This is a genomic window from Streptomyces durhamensis, assembly GCF_000725475.1.
In the GTDB taxonomy this organism is placed as follows: Bacteria; Actinomycetota; Actinomycetes; order Streptomycetales; family Streptomycetaceae; genus Streptomyces; species Streptomyces filipinensis.
Window position 1 is genome coordinate 1 of the sequence record NZ_JNXR01000009.1, and the last position, 23,218, is coordinate 23,218.

Annotated in this window: 23 protein-coding genes; 17 read left to right on the top strand and 6 right to left on the bottom strand. The window is 72.0% G+C overall.

Annotated elements, in window-relative coordinates; translation table 11 throughout:
- The 8 genes from IO33_RS0114900 to IO33_RS0114935 form a co-directional block, all read left to right on the top strand.
- The coding region (locus tag IO33_RS0114900; protein WP_031164748.1) for an alpha/beta hydrolase at positions 1-857 on the top strand (857 nt) is incomplete at its 5' end.
- Between the two features lie 76 nt (positions 858-933).
- The gene (locus IO33_RS0114905) at positions 934-2,103 is read left to right on the top strand and encodes an acyltransferase family protein (RefSeq protein WP_037685466.1); all 1,170 of its coding nucleotides are present in this window, start codon (positions 934-936) and stop codon (positions 2,101-2,103) included.
- Positions 2,104-2,116: 13 nt separating this feature from the next.
- A complete protein-coding gene (locus IO33_RS0114910; protein WP_078963666.1) occupies positions 2,117-3,568 on the top strand; it encodes a sensor histidine kinase in 1,452 nt (483 codons plus the stop codon).
- A 76-nt stretch (positions 3,569-3,644) separates the two neighbouring features.
- A complete protein-coding gene (locus IO33_RS0114915) occupies positions 3,645-4,325 on the top strand; it encodes a response regulator (RefSeq protein WP_031164755.1) in 681 nt (226 codons plus the stop codon).
- A gap of 156 nt (positions 4,326-4,481) precedes the next feature.
- On the top strand, positions 4,482-5,834 hold the full coding sequence (locus tag IO33_RS0114920; protein WP_031164757.1) for a sensor histidine kinase: 1,353 nt from the start codon (positions 4,482-4,484) through the stop codon (positions 5,832-5,834).
- The gene (locus IO33_RS0114925; protein WP_031164759.1) at positions 5,831-6,496 is read left to right on the top strand and encodes a response regulator; all 666 of its coding nucleotides are present in this window, start codon (positions 5,831-5,833) and stop codon (positions 6,494-6,496) included. The genes IO33_RS0114920 and IO33_RS0114925 overlap by 4 nt, the downstream gene beginning before the upstream one ends.
- A gap of 36 nt (positions 6,497-6,532) precedes the next feature.
- A complete protein-coding gene (locus IO33_RS0114930) occupies positions 6,533-6,994 on the top strand; it encodes a hypothetical protein (RefSeq protein WP_031164762.1) in 462 nt (153 codons plus the stop codon).
- Between the two features lie 85 nt (positions 6,995-7,079).
- Positions 7,080-8,300, top strand: a complete 1,221-nt coding sequence (locus tag IO33_RS0114935; protein WP_031164765.1) for a cytochrome P450 — start codon at positions 7,080-7,082, stop codon at positions 8,298-8,300.
- A 44-nt stretch (positions 8,301-8,344) separates the two neighbouring features.
- Here IO33_RS0114935 and IO33_RS0114940 read toward each other — a convergent pair whose 3' ends face one another.
- Positions 8,345-9,856, bottom strand: coding sequence for an APC family permease (locus tag IO33_RS0114940; RefSeq protein ID WP_031164768.1), 1,512 nt, complete (start codon positions 9,854-9,856; stop codon positions 8,345-8,347).
- A 150-nt stretch (positions 9,857-10,006) separates the two neighbouring features.
- A complete protein-coding gene (locus IO33_RS0114945; RefSeq protein ID WP_031164770.1) occupies positions 10,007-10,843 on the bottom strand; it encodes a diacylglycerol kinase family protein in 837 nt (278 codons plus the stop codon).
- 197 nt (positions 10,844-11,040) lie between these two features.
- Between IO33_RS0114945 and IO33_RS0114950 the strand changes: the two genes are divergently transcribed.
- From IO33_RS0114950 to IO33_RS0114965, 4 genes are all read left to right on the top strand, one after another.
- Complete coding sequence (locus IO33_RS0114950; RefSeq protein ID WP_031164772.1) at positions 11,041-12,324, top strand: adenylosuccinate synthase; 1,284 nt, start codon at positions 11,041-11,043, stop codon at positions 12,322-12,324.
- Positions 12,325-12,362: 38 nt separating this feature from the next.
- Positions 12,363-12,575, top strand: a complete 213-nt coding sequence (locus IO33_RS0114955; RefSeq protein ID WP_031164775.1) for a hypothetical protein — start codon at positions 12,363-12,365, stop codon at positions 12,573-12,575.
- Between the two features lie 208 nt (positions 12,576-12,783).
- On the top strand, positions 12,784-14,601 hold the full coding sequence (locus IO33_RS0114960) for a bifunctional metallophosphatase/5'-nucleotidase (RefSeq protein WP_031164778.1): 1,818 nt from the start codon (positions 12,784-12,786) through the stop codon (positions 14,599-14,601).
- Positions 14,602-14,786: 185 nt separating this feature from the next.
- Positions 14,787-15,275: a hypothetical protein gene (locus IO33_RS0114965; protein WP_031164780.1), complete on the top strand. Its 489-nt coding sequence runs from the start codon at positions 14,787-14,789 to the stop codon at positions 15,273-15,275.
- Here the strand turns inward: IO33_RS0114965 and IO33_RS0114970 are convergent.
- The 3 genes from IO33_RS0114970 to IO33_RS0114980 all read right to left on the bottom strand — a co-directional run bounded on the left by IO33_RS0114970 (position 15,268) and on the right by IO33_RS0114980 (position 18,173).
- On the bottom strand, positions 15,268-15,918 hold the full coding sequence (locus IO33_RS0114970) for a hypothetical protein (RefSeq protein WP_031164782.1): 651 nt from the start codon (positions 15,916-15,918) through the stop codon (positions 15,268-15,270). The genes IO33_RS0114965 and IO33_RS0114970 overlap by 8 nt on opposite strands.
- Positions 15,919-15,966: 48 nt before the next feature.
- A complete protein-coding gene (locus tag IO33_RS0114975; RefSeq protein ID WP_031164789.1) occupies positions 15,967-16,662 on the bottom strand; it encodes a GntR family transcriptional regulator in 696 nt (231 codons plus the stop codon).
- A 155-nt stretch (positions 16,663-16,817) separates the two neighbouring features.
- A complete protein-coding gene (locus IO33_RS0114980; protein ID WP_031164792.1) occupies positions 16,818-18,173 on the bottom strand; it encodes an aspartate aminotransferase family protein in 1,356 nt (451 codons plus the stop codon).
- A 44-nt stretch (positions 18,174-18,217) separates the two neighbouring features.
- Here IO33_RS0114980 and IO33_RS54080 point away from each other — a divergent pair, with 44 nt between their 5' ends.
- Positions 18,218-18,490: a hypothetical protein gene (locus IO33_RS54080; RefSeq protein ID WP_051926740.1), complete on the top strand. Its 273-nt coding sequence runs from the start codon at positions 18,218-18,220 to the stop codon at positions 18,488-18,490.
- 86 nt (positions 18,491-18,576) lie between these two features.
- The gene (locus IO33_RS0114990) at positions 18,577-20,496 is read left to right on the top strand and encodes a serine/threonine-protein kinase (RefSeq protein ID WP_031164794.1); all 1,920 of its coding nucleotides are present in this window, start codon (positions 18,577-18,579) and stop codon (positions 20,494-20,496) included.
- A 54-nt stretch (positions 20,497-20,550) separates the two neighbouring features.
- Here IO33_RS0114990 and IO33_RS0114995 read toward each other — a convergent pair whose 3' ends face one another.
- Positions 20,551-21,300, bottom strand: coding sequence for an SLATT domain-containing protein (locus tag IO33_RS0114995; RefSeq protein ID WP_031164796.1), 750 nt, complete (start codon positions 21,298-21,300; stop codon positions 20,551-20,553).
- Positions 21,301-21,555: 255 nt separating this feature from the next.
- On the opposite strand from IO33_RS0114995, the gene IO33_RS0115000 reads away from it, so the two are divergent.
- Genes IO33_RS0115000 through IO33_RS0115010 form a run of 3 tightly spaced genes read left to right on the top strand, consistent with a single transcriptional unit; the run spans position 21,556 to position 23,206 of the window.
- The gene (locus IO33_RS0115000) at positions 21,556-21,900 is read left to right on the top strand and encodes a YbaB/EbfC family nucleoid-associated protein (RefSeq protein WP_031164799.1); all 345 of its coding nucleotides are present in this window, start codon (positions 21,556-21,558) and stop codon (positions 21,898-21,900) included.
- A gap of 51 nt (positions 21,901-21,951) precedes the next feature.
- Complete coding sequence (gene recR, locus IO33_RS0115005) at positions 21,952-22,551, top strand: recombination mediator RecR (protein ID WP_031164801.1); 600 nt, start codon at positions 21,952-21,954, stop codon at positions 22,549-22,551.
- On the top strand, positions 22,544-23,206 hold the full coding sequence (locus tag IO33_RS0115010; RefSeq protein ID WP_031164803.1) for a DUF5063 domain-containing protein: 663 nt from the start codon (positions 22,544-22,546) through the stop codon (positions 23,204-23,206). The genes recR and IO33_RS0115010 overlap by 8 nt, the downstream gene beginning before the upstream one ends.
- The last annotated feature ends 12 nt before the right edge of the window (positions 23,207-23,218 follow it).

Below are 23,218 nucleotides of genomic sequence, written 5' to 3' on the forward strand. Positions count from 1 at the left end.
CCCCCGCAGCGCTCCCCCCACTCACCGCCACCACCCTCCGCACCACCTACGAGACCAACCGGGCCGATGCCGCCCGGGCCGCCCGCATGGCCGCCACCGACGGCGACAGCCACCGCGCGGCCGCCGACCGGACACTGGCCTCCCCGTCCCGCCACCTCCTCACCTTCGACGGCCGAGGCGCAGGCCAGGCCACAGAGGTCCTCGGCGACCTCGCCCGCGCCGACCGCATCGCGGTCCTGGTCCCCGGCTCGGACACCTCCCTGGACACCTACGCCCGCTTCCACCAGGCGGCCGCCGCCCTCTACGCCGACCTCACCCACCGCGCCCCCCGGCACACCCGCACCGCCGTCATCGCCTGGCTCGGCTACGCGACCCCGGCCACCGTCAGCACCACGGTGACCACACCCACCCGCGCCGACGAAGCCGCCCCCCACCTGCGCACCTTCGTACGCCGGCTGCGCGCGGCAACCCCTGCCCAGGCACACCTGTCCCTGCTCTGCCACTCCTACGGCTCGGTCGTGTGCGGCCGCGCCGCCCCCGGCCTGGACGCCGACGACATCGCCCTGGTCGGCAGCCCCGGCACCGGCGCGGACTCGGCCGCCGCCCTGCACACCCGGGCCAGGATCTGGGCGGCCCGCGGCAGCGGCGACTGGGTGAGGCGCGTTCCGCACCTCCGCGCCCCCCTCATCGGCACCACCCTCGGCTTCGGCACCGACCCGGTCTCCCGTGCCTTCGGCGCCCGGGTCTTCGACGCGGCCGACGCCCAGCACAGCGGCTACTTCACCCCGGGCTCGGCCTCCCTCGCCAACCTGGCCCGGATCACCCTCGGCGAGACCTCGGAGGTGACCCGTGCCTGAGCAGACCGCAAGCGCCCCGCACCCCGCCCACCACGTCCCGCACCCCGCCCCGCGTCGTCTCGCCCTCCGCACCGCCCTGCGCCGGGCCGCCCACCAGGTCGACACCGCCACTCCGCCCTCCCGGGACCGCGCGATCGACGCCCTGCGGGCCCTCGCGATCCTCGGAGTCGTCCTCGGCCACTGGCTGGTGACGGCGCTGGTCGCGCAGGACGGCGGTCTGCACACGGCGAGCCCGCTGCAGCACATGCCCTGGCTGGCCCCGGTCTCCTGGCTCTTCCAGACACTGGCCGTGTTCTTCCTGGTCGGCGGCCATGTGGCGGCGCGCGGTCTGGCCTCGGCCCGCGACAGGGGCGACAGCTACGGCGCCTGGCTGCGCGCCCGTCTGTCCCGCCTCCTGCGACCGGTGGCCGCGCTGCTCGCGCTGTGGTCGGTGGTGGCCGTGATCCTGCTCGCCACCGGCACGCCCCTGGCGACGATCCACACGCTGCTCAAACTGGCGCTGTCCCCGCTGTGGTTCCTGCTGGTCTTCGCCGCGCTCACGGCCGCCACCCCGCTCGTCGCCCGCCTCAACCCCCTCTGGCCGCTCGCCGTCGTCCTGCATGTGGACGTCCTCCGCTTCGGCCTGCACCTCGGCCCGTCCTGGCTCGACTGGGCGAACCTGCCGGCCGGCTGGCTGGTCCCGTACGCCCTGGGCGCCGCCTGGGCCCGGGGCGAGGTGCAGACCCGCCGCTCGGCCTGGGCACTGCTGCTCGGCGGTACGGCGGCCACGGCCCTGCTCGTCACCTGCGCGGGCTACCCGGCCTCCATGGTCGGCGTCCCCGGCGCCGCGATATCCAACCTCAACCCCCCGACCCTGGCGGCCGTCACCTTCGGCCTCGCGCAGTGCGGTCTCGCCCTGCTGCTCCGCGACCGGCTGCGCCGTGCGATGGCCCGGCCCCTGGCCTGGGCGGCGACGGCCTTCGTCAACCTCTCCGCGATGACGATCTTCCTCTGGCACCAGACGGCCCTGATGGCCACCACGGCGACGGGCCTGCTGGCCGGCCGCCTGCCCGGCCTGCACACCGCACCGGACTCCGTCGCCTGGGTGGCCTCCCGCCTGCTCTGGCTTCCTGTCCTCACCCTGGTCCTGGCCCTGTGCTGGGCGGCCTTCCGGCATCACGAGCAGGGCCCCCGCCGCTCCCGGAACCGTACGTCGCGCGTGGTCCGCCGCCATGTGCCGCCAGCGAGGTCCCCGCACCATGCCTAGAGTGACGTCCGTGATGTCCGCGGAACCCGAGAACCCGGCCGGCCACCCCGGCGACGCCCCGTCCGTGACGTCACCCGCCTCCCCGGTCCGGGCCGAGGACGAGCCCGTCGCGCCCACGCCCTCCCGTGCCGCCCGCTTCCGCGCCTGGCTGGGCGACAACCCCTCCTCCCAGTCGCCCCCCTTCTCCAAGTACCGCTGGCTCCGTCTCCTCACCTACCTGCTGACCTTCTACGCGGCCCTGGCGATCCTCGGAGCCGGCGCCGACGAGCTGTCCCACAGCTACGGCCTCACCATCGGCGTCGCCCTTCTGTGCACGCTGCTCCAGGCCGGCGCCATCGTCCTGGCCCTCTGGCGGCCCGTCCCCGCCTGGGCCCTGTCGCTGGCGGGCGCCACCGTCACCGCGCTGCTCGCCCGGGAGCAGATGCTGTCGCCCATGCGTCGGCTGCCCAGCCCGAACTGGCCCTGGTCCACGCCCGTTCTGCTGGCCCACATGGCCGTACTGCTGCTCCTCGCCCTGCGTGTCCGCGCCCGCGGCACCCTTGCCGCGCTCGGCGTGACCGCCGTGGTCACCTCCGTCATCGAAGGCGTCCTGGGAGCGCTGCGGTACTCCCCGACGGGGTACGTGTCCATCGCCCTGTTCGCCGTCGCCGTCCTCATCGGCACCGCCCTGCGCAGCCGCAGCGAGGCCCGCACCGAACTGGTCCAGCAGACGACGATCACCGCCGAGGAGCGGGCCCGCCGCACCCTCCTGGAGGAGCGCAGCCGTATCGCCCGGGAGCTGCACGACGTGGTCGCCCACCACATGTCGGTGATCTCCATCCAGGCCCAGGTGGCTCCCCACCTGGTGGAGAACCCCACGGAGGAGCTGAAGGAGAACCTCACGGGCATCCGCAACAACGCCCTGGAGGCCCTGACCGAGCTGCGCCGCGTGCTCGGCGTCCTGCGTTCCGAGAGCCCGGACGAACCCGAGGCCGGTGCGGACACACCGCGGTTGTCCGCGCCCGGCACCGGCCCGGCCCCCGACGCCCCGCAGCCGAACCTCGCCCGTCTGGACTCCCTGCTCGAGAACACCAGGGCGGCCGGCGTGGACGTCGTGAAGGCCGAGGAGGGCGATGCCCGCGGCTATTCGCCGGGGGTGGAGCTGTCCGCGTACCGGATCGTCCAGGAGGCCCTGAGCAACGTCCTGCGGCACGCGCCGGGTGCGCGGGTTCGGGTGGACATCGCCCACTTCCCGAACGGGATATACCTGAGCATCAGCAACTCCCGCCCCAGCCGTCCGGTCCAGCCGTCCCCGGGCAGCGGTCACGGTCTGCTGGGCATGCGGGAGCGCGCGGCGATGCTGGGCGGGAACGTCGAGGCGAAACCGACCCGGGAGGGCGGCTTCATGGTGACGGCGTTCCTGCCCCGAGGGGGCGGCGACCCCGAGCCCTTCGCAGCCGACCCGCACCGTCCCGAGCAGCCCTGAGCGCCCTGAGCAGCCCTGCGCAGCCCTGAGCCCCGACCTGAGCCCCGACCTGAGCCCTGACAGGAGAACCACCCCCATGACGAGCGGCGCCGGCACCATCCGCGTACTCATCGCCGACGACCAGCAGATGGTCCGGCAGGGTTTCACCGTGCTGCTCAACGCCCAGCCCGGCATCGAGGTGGTCGGGCAGGCGGTGGACGGCCTCGACGCGATCGCCAAGACCGCCGAACTGGCCCCGGACGTGGTGCTGATGGACATCCGGATGCCCGAACTCGGCGGCATCGAGGCGACCCGCCGGATCGCCGTCGACCATCCGGCCGTCAGGGTGCTGGTGCTGACCACGTTCGACCTGGACGAGTACGTGTACGAGGCGCTGCGCGCCGGGGCCTCCGGCTTTCTGCTCAAGGACGCCTCCGCGGACAAGCTGGCCGAGGCGGTGCGGGTCGTGGCCGCGGGCGACGCCCTGCTCGCGCCCGGCATCACCCGCCGCCTCATCGCCGAGTTCTCCCGCCTGGACGGCAGTCCCCGGGCCCCGCTCAAGCAGCGCGTGGGCGACCTCACCGAACGGGAGACGGAGGTGCTGGCGCTGATCGCGCAGGGCCTGTCGAACGCGGAGATCGCCGAGCGGCTGGTGGTGGCCGAGCAGACCGTGAAGACCCATGTGGGCCGCATCCTGGTGAAGCTGGGCCTGCGCGACCGTACCCAGGCGGCGGTCTTCGCCTACGAGTCCGGCCTGGTCCGCCCCGGCGGACGCTGAGCCGGCCGCTCCCTCACCGGCCGCCCCCACCGGCCCCCGGCCCCGCCCTCCCCGGATCCGCGGACCCCCGCCGACCCGTAGTACCTGAGAGGGACCCCCGAGGACCCCTCTGCAAGGGGACGACCGAGACCCCCGCCCGCGCCTACCGTTGCGTACGTGACCCAGACGACGCACACGCAGACGACGCCGCCCGGCCCGGCCGGCCGGCAGCGCAGCCCGGAGTTCCGGTTCGCCGCGGACGCGCTGCGGGGGCTGCGGCAGGACCTGTTCCAGCATGCCTTCGCCTACCGGCCGCTGCTCCCCATGTCCGTGGACGGCCCGGTCGCCCGCCGCCTGCCGGGCCGCCTGAAGGAGTACGCGGCCTGGGCCCCGCACGCGACGGTGGCGGCCCTGGGCGTGCTGGCGGCGCTCGTCGGCCTCGCGGACAGCGAGCTGGGGCTCACGGCCCTGTTCTGCGCGCTGCTGGCGCTGGTCCCGGTGCTGCTGACCCTCGTGCGTCCGGTCGGGGCGCTCTGGCTGTCGTTCGTGGCGACCACGTTCACGGCGGTCATCGGCAGCGACTGGGACACCTGGCCCTGGCTGCCGAGCAGCTTCATCTCCCACGTGGTGGTGCTCGCCGTGGTGGCGGCCCGCACCCGCCCACGCACGGCGGCCTGGATGTGGCTGCTGACCGCGGTGTACGGCTTCTGGGCCGGCGCGGCCTTCGGCTTCGGTCACTACGACACCGATGTGGCGCCCATGCTGCTCCTGTCCGCTCTCATCCTGCTGGCGGTCACCGTCCGGCACATACGCCGGGAGGCGGAGCGGGAGGTGACGGCGCAGCAGACGGTGACCGAGCACGAGCGTTCGCGGCGCACGCTGCTGGAGGAGCGCACGACCATCGCCCGGGAGCTGCATGACGTGGTCGCCCATCACATGTCGGTGGTCGCCATCCAGGCGGAGGCCGCGCCCTACCGGGTGGAGAATCCGCCGGAGGAGCTGGAGAAGGCGTTCGTGACCATCCGGGAGAACGCGGTGGCGGCCCTCACCGAGCTGCGCCGGGTGCTCGGGGTGGTCCGCGCAGAGGACTACGCGGCCCCGGACGCCCCGCAGCCGACGCTGGCGGATCTGGACGGGCTGCTGGCCAATGTGCGCCAGGCGGGCCTCACGGTGGACAAGGCGGTGACCGGCGCGGTGCGCGAACTGCCGCAGGGCGTGGAGCTGTCGGCGTACCGGATCGTCCAGGAGGCCCTCAGCAACGCCCTGCGGCACGCGCCGGGAGCGAGCGCCCGCGTGGAGATCGGTTATGTCCTCGGCGGGCTGGGGCTGCGCATAGTCAACGGCCCGCCGCCCGCGCCGCACCTCATCAAACCCTCGCCGGGCGCCGGGCACGGCATCACGGGCATGCGGGAGCGCGTCTCCATGCTGAACGGCGAGATGACGACGACCCCGACCGCGGAGGGCGGCTATGAGGTGACGGTGTTCCTGCCGGTACCGGCGGCCGGTTCGGCGATCGAGGGTGAGGCATGACGATCCGCGTACTGATCGCGGACGACCAGATGATGGTCCGCGAGGGCTTCTCGGTCCTGCTGAACGCGATGCCGGACATCGAGGTCGTCGGCGAGGCCGTCAACGGAAGGGAGGCGGTGCGGCGGGTTCGGGAACTCGGCCCGGACGTCGTCCTGATGGACATCCGCATGCCCGAGCTGAACGGCATCGAGGCGACCCGGGAGATCGTGGCGGCGGACGCGGCGGCGAAGGTGCTGGTCCTGACGACCTTCGACCTGGACGAGTACGTGTACCAGGCCCTGCGTGCGGGAGCCTCCGGCTTCCTCCTGAAGGACGCCTCGGCCCGGCAGCTGGCCGACGGGGTGAGGGTGGTGGCGGCGGGCGAGGCCCTCCTCGCCCCCTCGGTCACCAGACGCCTGATCACGGAGTTCTCCCGCCTGTCGGAGACGCCGCGGCTGATGCCGGCGGCGCAGGCGGCCTACGGCGAGCTGACGGAACGGGAGACGGAGGTCCTGGTCCTGATCGCGCAGGGCCTGTCGAACGCGGAGATCGCCGGACGGCTGGTGGTGGCCGAGTCGACGATCAAGACCCATGTGAGCCGGATCCTGGTGAAGCTGGGCCTGCGAGACCGCACCCAGGCGGCGGTCTTCGCCTACGAGGCGCGCCTGGTGACGCCGGGCTGACGGTATGCCGGACCACGCAAGGAGCACGGAGCACCCATGGAAGCTGAGATCCGACCGCATGCCGGCGTAGGGCCGTTCCAGCTCGGTATGCCGGCCGCCGAGGTACGGGACATGGTCCAGCGGCAGCGGCTCTTGCGGGCCGTGCCGGGCGACGAGCGGCCGGGGCAGATCGTCCTGACGCACGACGACGCCCGGATGGACGTCGTGCTCGGGTTCACGAAGGGCGCGCTGAGCGGGGTGGAGCTGTTCCGCTTCCAGAACGAGGACGCCGATGTGCGGGTGCTGTTCGACGGGCTCGACGTCTTCCGCACCCCGAGCGGGGACCTCCTGGAGCAGCTCGCGGAACGGGGCCACGCCGTCGAGGAGAACGACCTCGGCTTCGACGCCCTGCCGGAGCTGAACATGATCCTCGCCCACCGGGGCAGCCACGAGCACCCCGTGGACGCCGGGGCGGGCCCCCTCCCCTACGACTACGTTCTGCTCGCGGACTGGATATGACGGACGGTTCCCTTCCGGGGGAGCCGAGCGCCTCGGGAGCGGAGAACCCTGGTCAGCCGCCCGTCCGGCGCGTTAGCGTCCCCGCATGGCTGGCTCCAGTGACCTCGCGTTCGACCCCTGGGACCCGGCGTTCGTGGCCGACCCGTACCCGGCCTACGCCGAGCTGCGCGCACGCGGCAGGGTGATCCGGTACGAGAGGACCGACCAGTGGCTGGTCCCGCAGCACGCGGACGTCGCGGCGCTGTTGCGGGACCGTCGGCTGGGACGGACGTACCAGCACCGGTTCTCGCACGAGGAGTTCGGGCGGACCGCGCCCCCGCCCGAGCACGAGCCGTTCCACACGCTCAACGACCACGGGATGCTCGATCTGGAGCCGCCGGACCACACCCGGATCCGGCGCCTGGTGTCGAAGGCGTTCACCCCGCGCACGGTGGAGCGGCTCAAGCCGTACGTCGACGGACTGGCGGGGGACCTGGTGGCCGCGCTCGTCCGCGACGGCGGCGGTGATCTGCTGACCGATGTCGCGGAGCCGCTTCCGGTGGCGGTGATCGCCGAGATGCTCGGCATCCCCGAGGGGGACCGGGCGCAGTTGCGGCCCTGGTCGGCGGACATCTGCGGGATGTACGAGCTGAACCCGTCCGAGGAGACGGCGGCGCGGGCGGTGCGGGCATCGGTGGAGTTCTCGGACTGTCTGCGCGAGCTGATCGCGGCCCGCCGCAAGGAGCCGGGGGAGGACCTGATCTCCGGGCTGATCGCGGCCCACGACGAGGACGACCGGCTGACCGAGCAGGAGATGATCTCCACGGCGGTCCTGCTGCTCAACGCGGGGCACGAGGCGACGGTCAACGCCACGGTGAACGGCTGGTGGGCGCTGTTCCGCAACCCCGCCCAGCTGGCGGCCCTGCGCGCCGACCACGGCCTCGTCCCGGCCGCGATCGAGGAGCTGATGCGCTACGACACCCCCCTCCAGCTCTTCGAACGCTGGGTCCTGGACGACATCGAGATCGGCGGCACGACGGTTCCGAGGGGTTCGGAGATCGCCATGCTCTTCGGCTCCGCCAACCACGATCCGGCCGTCTTCGCCGACCCCGGGCGCCTGGACCTGACCCGCGAGGACAACCCGCACATCTCCTTCAGCGCGGGCATCCACTACTGCATCGGCGCGCCCCTGGCCCGCATCGAGCTGGCCGCCTCCATGACGGCCCTGCTGAAGCAGGCTCCCACCCTGGCCCTGGCGGCGGAGCCGGTGCGCAAGCCGAACTTCGTGATCAGGGGCCTGGAGGGGCTGCGGGTGGAGGTGCGCTGATCTCCGGCTGGGCAGGGCCCCGCGGTGCGGGGCCCTGAGCCGCGCTACCGCTCCTTCGTCTCCTCCAGCACCGTCCGCCCCAGCAGCGCGTACCGCTCGGGGGACCGCCGCTTCAGGTACTGCGCGTAGCCGACCCCGGTCGCCGCGACCAGGGCCACCAGCCATGGCGTCGCCTTCAGCACGAGGGATCCGGACTCCGGCCCCGCGGCGGCACTCATGTGGGACACCAGCAGCACCACGACGGCGAGCATCGCGATGCCGCCGACGAGCGGCGCGGTGAAGGTGCGGAACCAGTGGCGGCTCTCGGGGTGGTGGGAGCGGAAGTAGGCGAGCACCGCGAAGGAGCACACGGCCTGGACGACCAGGATCGCCATGGTGCCGAGAATGGCGAGCAGCACGTACGTGCCGGTGTACGGGTCCTTGCCCGCGATCCAGAAGGCGCCGATCAGCACCGCGCTGACGGCCGTCTGCACCAGCCCGGCGATGTGCGGCGAGCCGTGCCGTGCGTGGGTGCGCCCGACGGTGTGCTTCAGCGAGGGCAGGACGCCCTCCCGGCCGAGGGCGTACAGATAGCGGGCGGCACAGTTGTGGAAGGCCATGCCGCAGGCCAGCGAGCCGGTGATCATCAGCCACTGCATGACGTCGACGGCCCAGTGGCCGACGTAGCGCTCGGTGGGGTCGAAGAACATCGCGAGCGGGTTCGCGGAGGAGGCCGCCTTCACGGCCTCGGCCTCGCCGTTGCCGATGATGGCCATCCAGGACACGAAGACGTAGAAGACACCGACGCCCAGGACGCTGATCATCGTCGCCTTGGGGATGATCTTCTTCGGGTCGCGGGACTCCTCGCCGTACATCGCGGTCGACTCGAAGCCGACCCAGGACCAGAAGGCGAAGAAGAGCCCGAGGCCGGCGGAGGTGCCCTTGAAGGCGTTGACCGGGTCGACCGGCGCGAAGGTGAGCCCGTGCGGGCCGCCGCCGTGGAAGGCGACGGACACCGCCATGGCCGCCAGCACGGTCACCTCGGTCGCCAGCAGCACCACCAGCAGCTTCTCGGCGACGCTCACCCCGAACCAGGTGCCGGTGGCGTTGATCGCGAGCATCAGGACCGCGAAGGCCCACCAGGGCACGTGCATCCCGGTCTGGTCCCGCAGGGTCGTCGTCGCGAAGGTGGAGAAGATCCCGATGAGGGCGGGTTCGAAGACGACGTACGCGAAGGTCGCGAGCAGTCCGGAGGCCAGGCCGACGGTCCGCCCGAGCCCGTACGAGATGAATCCGTAGAACGCGCCGGTGGACGTGATGTGCTTCGCCATCGACGTGAAACCCACGGAAAAGATTGCCAGGACGACCATTGCCACGAGATAGCTCGCGGGTGCTCCGACGCCGTTGCCGGCCGACACCATGAACGGCACATTGCCGGTCATGGCGGTGATCGGCGCGGCGGTGGCGACGGCCATGAACACCACGCCCAGCAGGCCCACCGCGTTGGCCTTCAGCCGGTGGACCGGCTCACCGTCCTCTGTGCCCGCCGCCGGGGCGACGCCCTCGTCCACTGCCATCGGGTGGCCCCCTCCGTGTCCGGTCCATGAGTCCTGCGGGTCCTGATGGAGCAGGATGGTGGACGAAAGGGGGGCACGGGAAGGGGTCGGCGCTGTTAAATATTTGTCACCAGACCATTGGCGGGGTGGTGTGGGCGCACTGCGGCGGCTTCACGCCGACGGCAGCACCAGCCCCCAGGCGTCCTCCGCCACCCGCCAGGTGCGCCGCCGGACCGGCCCCGACACCGCCGCGTCCGCGCGGTAGCGGAAGTCCGCGCCGAACACCGTCACCGTCCGCCCGAAAGCCCTGAGCGGCGTCGCCTCCGCGCCGACCGACAGCGGCCGTACCCGCACCTCTGCCAGGCCGCCCGTGCCCGGCGTCACCGCCACGGCCTCCAGGGGCTGGCCGAGATCCACCACCGCCTCCCCGTCGACCTCGATCCGCAGCCGGGAGGGCCCCGGCGCCGGCACGGCGGGCAGCCGGGGCGGGCGGGGGGCGAGGGTGCGGACCAGGGAGCGGTACCAGGCCCGGCCGGCGGCCGCCGGCACCGGCGTGGCGACGGCGGCCCGTACCGGCTCCGGCGGAATGCCCAGCGCGCTCAGCACGACCCCGTCGCTGTCGTCGACCAGCAGGTCCAGGCGCCGCTCGGCCCCGTCCAGCACGGCCCGGGCCGCCGCCACCGTCCCGCCCGGCACGCCCAGCGACTCGGCGAGGCCGCTGTCGCCGACCGGGACCACCGACAGCGCACATCCGGCCAGCTCCCGCTGCCGGTGCAGCAGGGTCACGGTCCGGACCAGCGCCCGGTCGTCCCCCACCACCACCGGCCGCCTCGAACCCCTGCGGCCCAGCGCGCGGGCGAATTCCTCCGGCCCGTCCGGCAGACACACCTTGGCCGCCGCACCCGCGCTGAGCACGTCTTTCGCGATCCGTACGGACTCCCCGTCCGCCTGCCGTGCCGCCGGATCGATGATCACCAGCAGCTGATCGGACGTCGCGAAAGTCGCCACCTCGGTCCTGCCTCGCTTCCTCGGGTAGCATCTTTGTGCAAGAGCCCCTTGCGCTATTGCGCCAGGGGCTTCGTCTATTCCGGGGCATCCGGTCCGACGGTTGTGCGACCAACGGCGGTCGCTGTGGCACGCGGCGGTGAACCTTACGCCCACGCCCCCGACCATGGACATGCCCCACCCGGAAGGGGTGTACGCGCGTGCCCGCACTTGTGCTGCTCGGTGCTCAGTGGGGTGACGAAGGCAAGGGAAAGGCGACCGACCTGCTCGGTGGCTCGGTGGACTATGTAGTGCGCTACCAGGGCGGCAACAACGCCGGCCACACGGTCGTCGTAGGCGACCAGAAGTACGCACTGCATCTCCTCCCTTCCGGAATCCTCTCGCCCACGTGTGTTCCGGTCATCGGCAACGGCGTCGTCGTCGACCCGTCGGTCCTGCTCTCCGAGCTGAGCGGTCTGAACGAGCGTGGCGTCGACACGTCCAAGCTCATGATCAGCGGTAACGCGCACATCATCACGCCGTACAACGTGACGGTCGACAAGGTGACGGAACGCTTCCTCGGAAAGCGGAAGATCGGGACCACCGGTCGCGGCATCGGCCCGACCTACGCCGACAAGATCAACCGTGTCGGCATCCGGGTGCAGGACCTGTACGACGAGTCGATCCTCACCCAGAAGGTGGAGGCGGCCCTCGACGTCAAGAACCAGATCCTCACCAAGCTCTACAACCGGCGCGCCATCGCCGTGAGCCAGGTGGTCGAGGAGCTGCTGGGCTACGCCGAGCAGATCAAGCCGTACGTCGCCGACACCGTCCTGGTCCTGAACCAGGCGCTGGAGCAGGACAAGGTCGTGCTCTTCGAGGGCGGCCAGGGCACGCTGCTGGACATCGACCACGGCACGTACCCGTTCGTGACCTCCAGCAACCCCACGGCGGGCGGTGCCTGCACCGGCGCCGGCGTGGGCCCCACGAAGATCAGCCGCGTCATCGGCATCCTCAAGGCGTACACGACCCGTGTCGGCGCCGGCCCGTTCCCGACCGAGCTGTTCGACGAGGACGGCGAGGCACTGCGCCGCATCGGCGGCGAGCGCGGCGTGACCACCGGCCGTGACCGCCGCTGCGGCTGGTTCGACGCGGTGATCGCCCGCTACGCGACCCGCGTGAACGGCCTGACCGACTTCTTCCTCACCAAGCTGGACGTCCTCACCGGCTGGGAGCAGATCCCGGTCTGCGTCGCCTACGAGATCGACGGCAGGCGTGTCGAGGAACTGCCGTACTCCCAGACCGACTTCCACCACGCGAAGCCGGTCTACGAGACGCTGCCCGGCTGGTCCGAGGACATCACGAAGGCCAAGTCCTTCTCCGACCTCCCCAAGAACGCCCAGAACTACGTCAAGGCGCTGGAGGAGATGTCCGGCGCCCCGATCTCCGCGATCGGCGTGGGCCCGGGCCGGGACGAGACGATCGAGATCAACTCGTTCCTGTAGAGGATCCACAGCCGTGCTTTCCGGTGGACAATCGACGTATGAGCGTCCACCGGAACGCACGGTGCCGGGGACCGTACGGCGGTGAGGGCGACAGGGCCGACGGCACGGACTGCTCCGACCCGGCGGTGTTCGAGGTCGCCCGCTACCAGCTGCCCCCGCTCCAGGTGTGCCCGGTGCATCTCGGCCCCTCGCTGCTGATGGCGAGCGGGGTGCTGTGGCCGCCGGAGATCCGGCTGATCGGCCGTCTGTGAGCGCCGGCGCCTCCGGCCGGCGCTGACACCGGCTGTTTCCCCGCTGTTCCCCAAGGCGGCGAACTGACCCATCTTTGACCCGGACATGACCGTTTCCTGGTTCCCGGCGCTGGCGGGCCCGAGCACGATCTACGCGGGTAGCCCCCGCACAGGACGTCACCTCACGTCCCTCTGCTCGCGTCAACGCCAGCCTCACCAGGAGCCTCGCATGCCCCTCAGTCCCATGAACCGCCGGGAATTCGTGAAGAAGTCGGCCGTCACCGGGGCGGCGGTGGCCGCGGCCGGCGGCGTCGCGGCGGCTCCCGCCCAGGCGGCCGAGCAGAAGCGGGACTGCCACCCCCGCACCTGGTCGTTCTCCATCCTCGGCACGACCGACCTGCACAGCCACGTCTTCGACTGGGACTACTACAAGGACGCCGCCTACAGCGACAAGGCGGGCAACTCGGTGGGCGTGGCGCGCGTGGCCACCCTCATCAAGCAGCAGCGCGAGGCCAAGGGCGAGGACCACGTCCTGCTCGTGGACGCCGGCGACATCATCCAGGGCACCTCCCTGGCCTACTACTTCGCCCGCGTCGACCCGATCACCGGCACCGACGGCAAGAAGGGTCCCAAGCACCCGATGGCCGTGGCCATGAACCACATGCGCTACGACGCCGCCGCCCTCGGCAACCACGAGTTCAACTACGGCATCGAGGTGCTGCGCAGGTTCGAGAGCCAGTGCCACTTCCCGCTGCTCGGCGCGAACGCGCTGGACGCGAAGACCCTGCGCCCCGCCTTCGAGCCGTACACCGTCAAGCGCATCCGGGTGCCGGGCGCCCCCGACATCAAGGTCGGCATCCTGGGCCTCACCAACCCCGGTATCGCGCTGTGGGACAAGGACAACGTCAGCGGGAAGATGGTGTTCCCGGGCCTGGTGGAGCAGGCGAAGAAGTACGTGCCGAGGCTGCGCGCGCTGGGCTGCGACGTCGTCTTCCTCACCGACCACTCGGGCCTGGACGGCTCGTCGTCGTACGGGGACGAGCTGCCGTACGTGGAGAACGCGTCGAACCTGGTCGCCGAGCAGGTGCCCGGCATCGACGCGATCCTCGTCGGCCACACGCACGTGGAGGTGCCGTCCTACACGGTGAAGAACGAGCAGACCGGCGAGGAGGTCCTCCTCTCCGAGCCGTACTGCTGGGGCTACCGCCTCAGCGTCTTCGACTTCGAACTCGAACTGCACCACGGCCAGTGGAAGGTGACGAGCAAGAAGGCGCAGACCCTCAACCCCAACACGGTGGACGAGGACCCGGAGATCAAGAAGCTCCTGCAGGCCGACCACGAGCTGGTGGTGAAGTACGTCAACACGGCGGTCGGCACCTGTACGCAGGACCTCTCGGCGGCGGACTCCTGCTGGAAGGACGTGCCGATCATGGACTTCATCCACAAGGTCCAGGCGGAGAGCGTCAAGGCGGGGCTGTCGGCCTCGGACGCCGCCCTCCCGCTGATCTCGGTCGCGGCGCCCTTCTCCCGCACGGCCGACATCCCGCAGGGCAACGTCACCATCAAGGACATCGCCGGCCTCTACATCTACGACAACACCCTGTACGGCAAGAAGCTGACGGGCGCCCAGCTCAAGGACTACCTGGAGTACGCGGCGAAGTACTACCACCAGGTCCCGGCCGGCACGAAGGTGGACACCGCCACCCTCACGAACGCCAACAGCTTCTGGGACTACATGTACGACACGGCGGCGGGCGTCGAATACGAGATCGACATCGCGCAGGCCGAGGGGTCGAGGATCAAGAACCTCACCTACAACGGCGCCCCGGTCGCCGACGACCAGGTCTTCGTCGTGGCGGTCAACAACTACCGCGCGAACGGCGGTTCCGGCTACCCGCACATCGCCGCGGCGCCGATCGCCTACAGCTCGACCAACGAGATCCGCCAGCTGATGATCGACTACGTGACGGCGAAGAAGACCCTCGACCCGGCCGACTTCGCGGCCGCCAACTGGAAGCTGACGCAGGCCGGCACACCGGTCTTCTGACCGGGCGCCGACCGCGCGAGGGCCGCCGGGTTCGCCCCGGCGGCCCTGCCGCGGTGTCAGGTGGTGCCCGGTGCGGGGAGCCGGCCGGACGAGAGGGTCCTCCGCCACGTGGCGGAGAGGACCGGGCGGGAACCGGGCGCCGCGCAGGACGCGCGGCCGGCGTGCCGTTGGCCAGCATGTAGGCCATGACCGCAACGACTGCCGCGCCCCTGCCCGCCCCCGCCTGGGCCCGCCGCGCCGCCCACGCCATCGCCTGGTGCGCGGTGCCGTCCGGCCTGTGGCGCCTGGCCATGGCCTCCGGCGTCTACGTCGGCTACAGCGACCGGGTGCTCCACGACGTCTACGCCATCCCCGGCTGGGGCATCGCCTATGTCGTCGGCCTGTCGGTCGGGTGCGAACTGGCCGCGCTGTTCCCCCTGCTGCTCGTCAGCGAGCGGTGGCGGCCGGCACGGCCCCGTGCGCTCGCCGGGCTGGCCTGGACGGCCTCGGCCGTTCTGGTCCTGGTGGCGGTGTGGCAGGTGGTGGTCGCCTGCACCGCGCACAGCCACACCTATCTGGCGCCCGGCACCGTACGCGTCGTCTGGGCCCTCGCGTACGGCCCGCTCCTCGCCGTTCCGTTCCTGCTGACGGCGGTGAGCTGGTCGTACACGAGGCGCCTCGCGGGCGTCAGCTGAACACGATCATCGAACCCTGTGCCAGGGAGCGGGTCGCCGCCGCGTGCAGGCCCAGCCACACGTGCCGTTCACGGGCGAAGGGGCTGGGGTCGTACGGGGCCGGGACGGCCGGTTCCTCCAGCTCCGTGGGAGCCGTGGGCGGGGCCGGGGGCGCCGGCGGGTTGGCCGGGTCGATGCCGATCGCGGCGGCGACCTGCTCCAGCTCGCGCAGCAGGGTCTGGGAGCTGCCCAGCGGACCTCCGCCCGCGAGGAGTTCGTCGTTCGACAGCGGGTGCGGGAACTCGACGGGAACGTACGCGCCCGCGTGGTCGTAGTGCCAGACCAGATGGGACTGCTGGGCCGTGGCCTCGAACATCTCCAGCAACTGTTCGTAGTCCCCGCCCAGTTCGTCCACCGGCGTCACCGCGAGACCGCAGACCTGGAGGAGGTAGGCGCGGCGCAGGAAGTGGAGGGCGTCGTAGTCGAAGCCGGCCACGGGCGCGACCTCGCCGGACAGGCCCGGCATGTACTGGTACACCGGCACCGGTGGCAGCCCGGCCTCGGCGAGTGCGTTGTTGTACTGCGCGAGTTCCTCGGCGAACGGGTTGTCCGGGGTGTGGCACAACACGTCCACGAGCGGTACCAGCCACAGGTCACAGGCCAAAGAGAGCTCCTCACACACAGAAGGTGGTCAGGGAAGGCTACCGGTCACCTACCCGTTGGTCAGGTGTTCCAGCAGCGCCAGTGAGTGGGCGTTGGCGTCGGCGACGATCGAGCGGGCGGTCTCGGCCTCGCGTCGGGCCAGCGCGTCGACCAGGTCGGTGTGCCCGGCCCACAGGCGGCCGCGCAGGTCGGGCAGGCGCAGCAGATGCTGCACCGCGCACACCCACGACTGCACCCGCAGGCGGTTGAGGAAGTCACCGAGGTAGGGATTGCCGAACAGGGCGCTCAGCTCGCGCCAGAAGCGCAGGTCGTAGCCGATGAGTATGGTCAGGTCGCCGGCCGCCGCCGCCCGCTGGGCCTCCTCGCCGCGGCGGCGCACGGTGGCCAGGGCGGTGGCCGTACGGGGGTCCTCCGGCGGGGTGCGGAACGCCGGGTGGCCGGTGCTGAGGGCCTGGAACATGCCGTCGGTGACCAGGCTGCGGGCCTCGATCATGTTCCGGTAGTCGGCGACGGAGTACTCCGGGACACGGAAGCCCCGGTGCTGGTCGGCCTCCAGGATGCCCTGTGCGGACAGGTCGACCAGCGCCTCGCGGACGGGGGTGGCGGAGACGCCGTACTGCTCGGCGATCTCCTTGACCGTGAACGCCCGGCCGGGTCGCAGCCGCCCCGCCAGCACCTCGTCGCGGAGCGCGTCCGCGATCTGCTGGCGCAGGGTGCTGCGGGTCACGGCGCCGGTGCCGGGCATGCTCGGGCCTCTCCTCACGCGTCGGGTGACGTACTCGTCCGTACCCGCGCTGTGTGATCGGCGACCTGGGGTCGGTGTGATCTACGCGGGTATCCATGTCTTACGAGCACGTCACCTTACGCGTTCGGATCGGCCCGGCGGCAGGGGCGGTGGGGCTACACCGTGTGTTCGTCGGCCACGCTCAGCGCGGCGTCCAGGGCGGCGAAGCCCTCCTTCAGCTCGGCCTCGGTGACATTGCACGGCGGGACCACATGGGTGCGGTTCATGTTCACGAAGGGCCAGACGCCGTGCTTCTTGGCCTCGGCCGCGAACGCAGCCATGGGGGCGTTCGCCTCTCCGGCCGCGTTGTACGGCACCAGCGGCTCGCGACTCTCGCGGTTCTTCACGAGGTCCAGCGCCCAGAACATGCCGACACCGCGCACCTCGCCGACGCTCGGGTGCCGCTCGGCCAGTTCGGCCAGCGCCGGACCGACGACCGTCTCGCCGAGCCGCCTGGCGTTCTCGACCACTCCCTCCTCCGCCATCACGTTGATCGTGGCGACGGCGGCGGCGCAGGCCAGCGGGTGCCCGGAGTAGGTCAGCCCGCCGGGGTAGGGCCGCTTGCCGAAGGTCTCGGCGATCGCGCCCGAGATGGCGACGCCGCCGAGCGGCACATACCCGGAGTTCACGCCCTTGGCGAAGGTCATCAGGTCGGGGACGACCCCGAAGAGATCGGCGGCGAACCACTCACCCGTGCGCCCGAAGCCGGCCATGACCTCGTCCAGGACGAAGACGATGCCGTGGCGGTCGCAGATCTCGCGGACACCGGCCAGATAGCCGGGCGGGGGCACCATGATGCCGGCCGTGCCCGGGATGGTCTCCAGGATGATCGCCGCGACCGTGCCCGGCCCCTCGAAGGCGATCGTGGTCTCCAGGTGCTCCAGGGCGCGTGCGGTCTCCTGCTCCTCGTTCTCGGCGTAGAAGCGGGAGCGGTAGAGGAACGGCGCCCAGAAGTGGACGACGCCGGCCGCGGCGCCGTCGTTGGCCCAGCGGCGCGGGTCACCGGTGATGTTGATCGCCTGCTGGGTGCCGCCGTGGTACGAGCGGTACGCCGAGAGCACCTTCGGGCGGCCCGTGTGCAGCCGGGCCATGCGCACCGCGTGCTCGACGGCGTCGGCGCCGCCGTTGGTGAAGAAGATCTTGTCGAGGTCGCCGGGGGTCCGCTCGGCGATCAGCCGGGCCGCCTCGGAGCGGGCCTCGATCGCGAAGGCGGGCGCGAAGGTCGTCATCTTCGCCGCCTGCTCCTGGATGGCCGCGACGACCTTGGGGTGCTGGTAGCCGATGTTCGTGTAGACGAGCCCGCTGGTGAAGTCCAGGTACCGCTTGCCGTCGTAGTCCCAGAAGTACGACCCCTCGGCGCCGGCGACGGCGAGCGGGTCGATGAGGTCCTGCGCGGACCAGGAATGGAAGACGTGCGCACGGTCCGCGGCCTTCACTGCGGCGCCGGCTCCGGGATGGGGCTGAGGGGTCATGGGCCGAGGGTAAATGTCCGCGATGCGGAAGAGATATCGGCGTCTTGTTCCGTGGACGGGGGCAATCCACGACAGGTTGTCGACGCCGCCTGCCCGTCGGGCCCACCACCGACCCGGTCACGAGCATCGGCGGACCGCGCATCCAGCCCGGCCTCGCCCCCTTCGCCCGGGCGTCCCGGATCGGCCCCGGCCACGCGGTCTTCGCCGACCGGCCGGCCCAGGTGATGGGGGAGACCGAACTCGCCGAGGCGGTCAGGCTGCTGGAACGGCTGTCGGCGGGACGGGAAGAGCTGGGCAAGCCCGTTACGGAACCGTAGACAGCGGGCCGCGCGCCCGTCCACAGGGCCGGATTATTCTCGGTCCGTTGCACACGTATGCGGTACGTGTCTGGGGGAGGGCGGCCATGGAGAAGCTGGGGACGGCGGATCCGCAGGGCATCGGGGGATACCGGCTGCTGGCGCGGCTCGGTGCGGGCGGCATGGGGCAGGTGTATCTCGCCCGGTCGGACCGGGGCCGCACCGTCGCCGTGAAACTGGTCCGCGAGGAGCTCGCCGCGCAGGACGAGTTCCGGGCCCGGTTCCGGCAGGAGGTGCAGGCCGCGCGGCGGGTCGGCGGGTACTGGACCGCGCCCGTGCTGGACGCCGACACCGAGGCGGCGGTGCCGTGGGTGGCCACGGGGTACGTCGCCGGACCCAGCCTGCAGCAGGTCGTCGGCCATGATCACGGGGCGCTGCCGGAGCGGTCGGTACGGATCCTCGCGGCGGGGCTCGCGCACGCGCTGAAGGACATCCACGCGGCGGGGATCGTGCACCGGGACCTGAAGCCGTCGAACGTGCTCGTCACCATCGACGGGCCGCGCGTGATCGACTTCGGGATCGCCCGGGCGCTGGAGACGGCCTCGCTGGCCGGGGAGGAGCTGACCCGGGCCGGCTCGCTGGTCGGATCACCGGGGTTCATGGCACCCGAGCAGGTGCGGGGGGACCGGATCACACCGGCGTGCGACGTCTTCTGCCTCGGGTCCGTGCTCGCCTACGCGGCGACCGGAGCGCTGCCGTTCGGGACCGCCGGCAGCGGGGTGCACGCGCTGATGTTCCGGATCGCCCAGGAGGAACCGGATCTGGTGGGGGTGCCGGAGGGGATCGCCGACCTGGTGCGGGACTGCCTGCGCAAGGATCCGGCGGCCCGGCCGTCACTGGACGCGCTGCTGGAGCGGACGGGGGCGGGGGACACGGTGACCGGGGGGCGGTCACGGGATCCCTGGCTGCCTGGGGCGCTGGTCGCCCAACTCGGGCGGCACGCGGTGCAGCTGCTGGAGGCCGAGGATCCGGAGGGGACGTCTCCGGGGGCGGGCGCGCCCGCGGGTGCGGGTGCCGGTGGGTTCGGTGGGGCGGCGGACGCTGTGGGCGGGGGTGTGCCGCCGGGAAGCGGCGCCGGTGAGGTGTCGCCCGAGCACGCGGCCGTCTCCGACGCGGGAACCGGCGCCGGCGCCGGGGTGAACCAGCCGCCCACCGCCGTGCCGGGGCAGGCTCCGCCGCCCGTGCCGCCGGTGCCTCCCGGATTCGGGTACGCGCAGCAGCACCCCCAGCCCGCCGCGCAGGCCTATCCCCCCGCGGGCGGCGGCTACGGGTACCCGCAGCAGTCGTACCACCCCTACGGCGGCGGGCCCGGGACGACGCCACCGTACGGGCCGTCGGCGACCGGCCCGGCGCCCGAGCCGGAGCGGCGCAGCGGGCGGTCGACCGCGCTCCTCGTCGTGATCGCGCTGGTGGTGGCGCTGGGCGCGGGCGGCTCGGTGTACGCGCTGATGAACGGCGACGGCGGGCACGACAAGGGAAGCGGCGCCGCCGGTCCCGCGACCGGTGCCGGCTCGGGAACGGCCGACGGCAACTCGGGGGCGCCCAGCCCGGCCGAGCCGACGCCGTCCGCCTCCGCCTCCGCCTCTGCTTCCGCCTCCGCCTCCTCGGACGGGCTGGTCCCGGCGGGCTACCTGGGCACCTGGGAGTCGGCGATCGACAACACCAACGGGGCCAACACCCGCCAACTGACCATCCGGCAGGGCAAGCTGGGCGACAGCGTGCTGACGCTGGTGGCGGACGGGCCGACCAGCGACGGCGGGACGTACCACTGTGTCTTCGCCGCCAAGCTCGTCCAGCAACCCGCCGCCGACGGCCCGTTGGAGATCGGGCCGTCCACCGTGACCAGCGGCGCACCCGCCTCCTCCTGCACCCCGGGCGAGGCCACCGAGGTCACCCTGCTGCCGGACGGCCGGCTGAGGCGGGCGAAGGCCGACGGCGCGGAGAGCCTGACGTACACCAAGCAGTGAGGCTGCGCGGTGCCGCCGGCCTGGCCGGCGAGCGCCCCTGCCCCCGGCAGAGCCCTAGCGCGGCTCCGGCGGTCGCTGCCGGGGCATGTTCGGACGGGACCCGTTGGCCGGCGGCAGCGGAAAACGCGCGCCGGAACCGCCCGCCTCCTGGCGCGGGACGTACGCCACCGCCGCCTGGATGCCCAGCGGCGCGGACCCCGTGCGGAACTCCACCATCCAGTCGGTCGTCTCCGCGCGCACCAGCTCCGTGACGTCCTCGGTGAAGCGCCGCAGCACCCCCAGGCAGCGCTCGGCGGCCTCCCCGGCCGTGCCCTCCGCCGGGCCCAGCACCTCCCGGATGCTCTCGGAGGCCCAGTCGAACTGCAGCGCCTGCAGCCGCCGCTGCACCGCCTGCGCGGTGGCCACGTCCCGCATCCAGCCGGACGTCATGCCGAAGTACCGGTCGACGCCCACACAGGCGACCGCGACCAGCAGCGCCATACAGCCCCAGGGCGCCGCCCCTTCGGCCGCCCCCGCCAGATCCAGCAGCGGCAGCGCGGCACCGGTCACCACGCCCGCCGCCGCGCCCGAACGCAGCACCCGGGCGCCACGCCGCTTCCACACCCGGTCCCGCAGATACCAGGACGCCGTCTCCAGCGCCCCGCGCTCGACCCATCGGTACAGCTCGTCGAGGCGCTCGGCGGGCTCCCCCCAGTCCCCGAGCGGAAGGGCCCGCCCGCTCAGATCGCCCGGCCGCAGCCCGGCCGCACCCTCGCCCCGCCCGTCCTGTGGCGGACCCTCGGGCTGCATCTCCGGCTGACCCACCCGGCACTCCCTACTGATCACTGATCACGACCGGTCACGTTGCGTGACATACCATGCCGATTCCATGCCGACGCGCGGCACCTTTCCTACCGCCCAATGGGTGGCGGCGAAGGAGCTTTCCCGGCTTTTCCGCTCGGAAGAGCGTCTTGATCAGGTATAGGACTGCCGTTGTTCTCACTCGAAAGAGTGGCGGGGCGATGGGGACGTGGACCACGTAGGCTCGTGCTCAACGAGAAGAACGTAGAGGAGCTGATCGTGATCCCCGGTGGTGGCCAGCCCAACATGCAGCAGTTGCTCCAGCAGGCCCAGAAGATGCAGCAGGATCTGCAGCGGGCGCAGGAGGAACTGGCGAACACGGAGGTCGACGGGCAGGCGGGCGGCGGTCTGGTGAAGGCCACCGTGACCGGCGCCGGTGAACTGCGCGCGCTGAAGATCGACCCGAAGGCGGTCGACCCGGAGGACACCGAGACGCTCGCCGATCTGATCGTGGCCGCCGTACAGGCGGCCAACGAGAACGCGCAGACGCTCCAGCAGCAGAAGCTCGGCCCGCTCGCCCAGGGTCTCGGCGGCGGCACGGGCATCCCCGGTCTGCCGTTCTGAGCCCGGGCCAACTACGGTACGTACCGAAAGGTCTCCAGGAAGGGCGGTCCGGTGTACGAAGGCGTGGTCCAGGACCTCATCGACGAGCTGGGGCGGCTGCCCGGCGTCGGTCCCAAGAGCGCGCAGCGCATCGCCTTCCACATCCTGCAGGCGGAGCCGACCGACGTGAAGCGGCTCGCGCAGGCGCTCCTGGAGGTCAAGGCGAAGGTCCGTTTCTGCGCGACCTGCGGCAATGTGGCGCAGGAGGAGCTGTGCAACATCTGCCGTGACCCGCGCCGCGACCCGTCGGTCATCTGCGTGGTCGAGGAGCCGAAGGACGTCGTCGCCATCGAGCGCACCCGCGAGTTCCGCGGCCGCTACCACGTGCTCGGCGGCGCCATCAGCCCGATCGAGGGCGTGGGTCCCGACGACCTGCGTATACGAGAACTTCTCGCGCGGTTGGCCGACGGGACGGTCACGGAGCTGATCCTGGCGACGGACCCCAACCTGGAGGGCGAGGCCACGGCCACCTACCTCGCCCGCATGATCAAACCCATGGGCCTGAAGGTCACCCGCCTGGCCAGCGGCCTCCCGGTGGGTGGCGACCTGGAATACGCGGACGAGGTGACCCTCGGCCGCGCCTTCGAGGGGAGACGACTCCTAGATGTCTGACGCCACACTGCACGACTCGACGCAGAACCCGGACGATTTCGTGGTCCAGATCGCGGACCAGGTCGAGAGCTTCCTGGTGGCGGTCACCGAGGTGGCGAAGGGCGACGAGCCCGGCTCGACGGTCCCCTTCCTCCTGCTGGAGGTCTCCCAGCTGCTGCTGGCCGGCGGCCGCCTGGGCGCCCACGAGGACATCGTCCCCGATGAGCGCTACGAGCCCGACCCGGGCCCCGAGCCGGACGTCGACGGGCTGCGCGAGAACCTGGCCCGGCTCCTCGAACCCGTCGACGTCTACTCCGAGGTCTTCGACCCGTACGAGCCCCGCAAGGCCCCCGTCCCGGCGCGTATCTCCGACGACCTCGCCGACGTCATCACCGACCTGCGCCACGGCATGGCCCACTACCGCGCGGGCCGCACCACGGAGGCCCTGTGGTGGTGGCAGTTCTCCTACTTCTCCAACTGGGGCCCCACGGCCTCCGCCGTCCTGCGCGCCCTGCAGTCGGTCCTCATCCACGTCCGGCTGAACCAGCCCCTGGAGGAGCTGGACGGCCTCGACACCGACCAGGCCACCATGGGCGACGAGACCCTGGAGTTCGAGGCGGGGCGGGTCATGGCGGAGGAGATCGGCGGGCCGCTGGGGATCCGGCCGGGGAAGTAGCGCCGGATCACG

Bases quoted from the DNA above. Each gene is read 5' to 3' on its own strand.
- IO33_RS0114910 (WP_078963666.1), top strand. From the start codon at position 2,117: ATGTCCGCGGAACCCGAGAACCCGGCCGGCCACCCCGGCGACGCCCCG.
- IO33_RS0114915 (WP_031164755.1), top strand. From the start codon at position 3,645: ATGACGAGCGGCGCCGGCACCATCCGCGTACTCATCGCCGACGACCAG.
- IO33_RS0114925 (WP_031164759.1), top strand. From the start codon at position 5,831: ATGACGATCCGCGTACTGATCGCGGACGACCAGATGATGGTCCGCGAG.
- IO33_RS0114930 (WP_031164762.1), top strand. From the start codon at position 6,533: ATGGAAGCTGAGATCCGACCGCATGCCGGCGTAGGGCCGTTCCAGCTC.
- IO33_RS0114935 (WP_031164765.1), top strand. From the start codon at position 7,080: ATGGCTGGCTCCAGTGACCTCGCGTTCGACCCCTGGGACCCGGCGTTC.
- IO33_RS0114940 (WP_031164768.1), bottom strand. From the start codon at position 9,856: ATGGCAGTGGACGAGGGCGTCGCCCCGGCGGCGGGCACAGAGGACGGT.
- IO33_RS0114955 (WP_031164775.1), top strand. From the start codon at position 12,363: ATGAGCGTCCACCGGAACGCACGGTGCCGGGGACCGTACGGCGGTGAG.
- IO33_RS0114960 (WP_031164778.1), top strand. From the start codon at position 12,784: ATGCCCCTCAGTCCCATGAACCGCCGGGAATTCGTGAAGAAGTCGGCC.
- IO33_RS0114965 (WP_031164780.1), top strand. From the start codon at position 14,787: ATGACCGCAACGACTGCCGCGCCCCTGCCCGCCCCCGCCTGGGCCCGC.
- IO33_RS0114975 (WP_031164789.1), bottom strand. From the start codon at position 16,662: ATGCCCGGCACCGGCGCCGTGACCCGCAGCACCCTGCGCCAGCAGATC.
- IO33_RS0114980 (WP_031164792.1), bottom strand. From the start codon at position 18,173: ATGACCCCTCAGCCCCATCCCGGAGCCGGCGCCGCAGTGAAGGCCGCG.
- IO33_RS0114990 (WP_031164794.1), top strand. From the start codon at position 18,577: ATGGAGAAGCTGGGGACGGCGGATCCGCAGGGCATCGGGGGATACCGG.
- IO33_RS0115010 (WP_031164803.1), top strand. From the start codon at position 22,544: ATGTCTGACGCCACACTGCACGACTCGACGCAGAACCCGGACGATTTC.